Source organism: Arthrobacter sp. JCM 19049 (genome assembly GCF_001310435.1).
In genome coordinates this window covers 1-2,191 of record NZ_BAXF01000372.1, presented here as the reverse complement: position 1 = coordinate 2,191, position 2,191 = coordinate 1, and the positions used below count along the sequence as shown (strand labels likewise).

The 2,191-nt window shown below is 67.9% G+C and carries 3 protein-coding genes; all 3 read left to right on the top strand.

What is annotated here, in order from left to right; genetic code table 11:
* Positions 1–250, top strand: a 250-nt coding sequence (locus JCM19049_RS12310) for a helix-turn-helix transcriptional regulator (RefSeq protein ID WP_279403121.1), incomplete at its 5' end; no start/stop codon positions are given.
* A complete protein-coding gene (locus JCM19049_RS12305; protein ID WP_054821737.1) occupies positions 247–498 on the top strand; it encodes an ATP-binding protein in 252 nt (83 codons plus the stop codon). The genes JCM19049_RS12310 and JCM19049_RS12305, both read left to right, overlap by 4 nt.
* A 113-nt stretch (positions 499–611) precedes the next feature.
* Positions 612–2,191, top strand: a 1,580-nt coding sequence (locus tag JCM19049_RS12300; protein ID WP_279403120.1) for a hypothetical protein, incomplete at its 3' end; no start/stop codon positions are given.

Below are 2,191 nucleotides of genomic sequence, written 5' to 3'. Positions count from 1 at the left end.
GGGCCAGGAACGCCCCGGCGCGGAGACGTCCAAGCCGGGCTGGACCCGCGAATTGACCAAGCGTGAATCCCAGGTGGCGCTGCTGGCCATTGAGGGGCGCAGCAACCAGGAAATCGCCCGGGTCAACGGGGTGTCCATTCGCACGGTGGAAGGCCACCTGTATCAGGTGTACTCGAAGCTGCAGGTGCGCAACCGCCAGGAACTGACCGCACTGGACCGGGCGAGTCGACGCACGGCGGGGCAGCGATGACCACCAGCACCATGCGGCCCCACCTGCAGACCGCCGAGTTCCGGGACCTGCTGCGCATCGTGCGCAGCCCCGACACGAACGGGGCATTGATCCTGGGCGGTGTCGGCATGGGCAAGACCAGCCTGGTCGACGCGGTTCTGGAGCACCCCCAGGTCCAGTGCCCGGTCATGCGCCTGTACTGCAGCCCGTCCTTGGCTCAGGTGCCCTACGGTCCTCTCGCCCTACCTGGGGGCGCTGCGCAGCATTGAGGACCCGTCGAGGTCCTGCGCGAAATCAACCAGCGCCTGGCCGGCCGCTCCGCCCAGGCCGCGGGGCTCGTGGTGGTGGAGGACGCCCAATTCCTGGACGCCAGAGCTGTTTCGTGCTTTCGCTGCTGGCCGAGAACGCCTCCCTGAAGCTGGTGGCCATCGGTGCCGGGGCACTGGATGCCGCCTCGCCGCTGGCCGCCATGTCTGCTTCCATGCAGCTGGAGACCATTGTGGTCCAACCACTGGGCCTGGACCACGTTCGCCAGCTGGTTGACCAGCTGGTGCCGGGCGTCATGGGGGACGGGGCCGCGCAGGTGGTGGCCCACGCCAGTGGCGGCAACCCCAGCTTCGCCAAGGCGTATGTGAGCTCGGGACTGGAACAGGGCACCCTTTTTTCCACGGCCACCGATGAATTTACCCCGCCCCCGCGCCTGCGCGTGTGGACGGCGGCCAGCGCCCTGCCCGAAGCCGATGAGTGCCTGCAGGATTTGGTGCGTGAGGTGCATCAGCAGATCCCAGAGACAGAGCAGCGCTGCCTGCAGCTGTTGGCCCTGGCCGGGGCGCTACCCAGCGCCGTGCTGCTGGGTTGCTCCATGACCTACAAGGGGCTGCTGGATTCGGGGGAACTGCGGGTTACCCACTCGGGTCTGGTCGAGTTTTCCTCCGAGCTGCACGCCTCGGTGCTGCGCCAGGTGGTGCCGGCCCAGCTCAGCACCGAACTCTATGCCACCTGGCAGGAAGCCCGCGAACGGCTGGGGCTCGCCCCGACGCCGCGGCAGGTGTTGTGGGGTCTGGAAATCGGCCGTGACATTGCCCAGGAGCAGGTGCTGGATGCGGTGGCGGAGGCGGCCGGGGAACTGGACTACATCCTGGCCTGGCAGCTGTGCAGCATATACCAGCTGGGGCACACCGGGGCCCCAGGGGCCCTGTTGGAGGCCCAGGTCATGCTCGGCATTGGGCGGTACCACACGGCCCGGTCCCTGCTGATGCGCACCATTCGGGATGCCGAAGATCCCCAGCACCTGCGCGCGGCATTCAACCAGCTGCTGCTGGTGTTCACCAGCCTGGGAGTCAAGGCCGGGCAGCTGCGTGAGCTGGAGGACCTGTGGGATGCGCGGGCCCAGGACTTCGCCGACCCGGCGCAGCGCGATCACCTGGTGGCCGGCCGGCAGGCCGCGAACCGGCTGATAACCCTATGGAAGCGCGTACACACCACCGACGGGCTGCGCCCGCAGTTGTGGGAGGTGGAGGAGCTGCTCAGTGATCCGGAACTGACCGCGGAGATGCGGGTGATCACCCTGATGCTGCTCAGCGACCTGCATAGCATGGAAGGCCACTGCCGCACGGCGCATGAACTGGCACAGCAGGCCCAGCAGGTGCTGGAGGCCAACCCGGCCCTCGGCCGGCTCTACGAACCAAAGGTCGCCTTCCGCCTCGGCTGGAACCTGATCTTCCTGGGAGACTACGCCAGCGCCGAACAGTTCCTGGCCACCTACCGCGGCACCACCGTGCACCAGGTCATGCACCGCCAGGGCGTCATCGCCACGCTTCAGGGCCTGGCGGCGCTGGCCCAGGGACGCACCGTGCGCGCCAGCGAGAAGTTCACCGAGGCGATTGCCGAACTTCAGCTGCATGACCCGGCCAGATCCTTTCCTTGGCAGAACACCTGTACCGCGCCGCCGAAGCCAGCTGG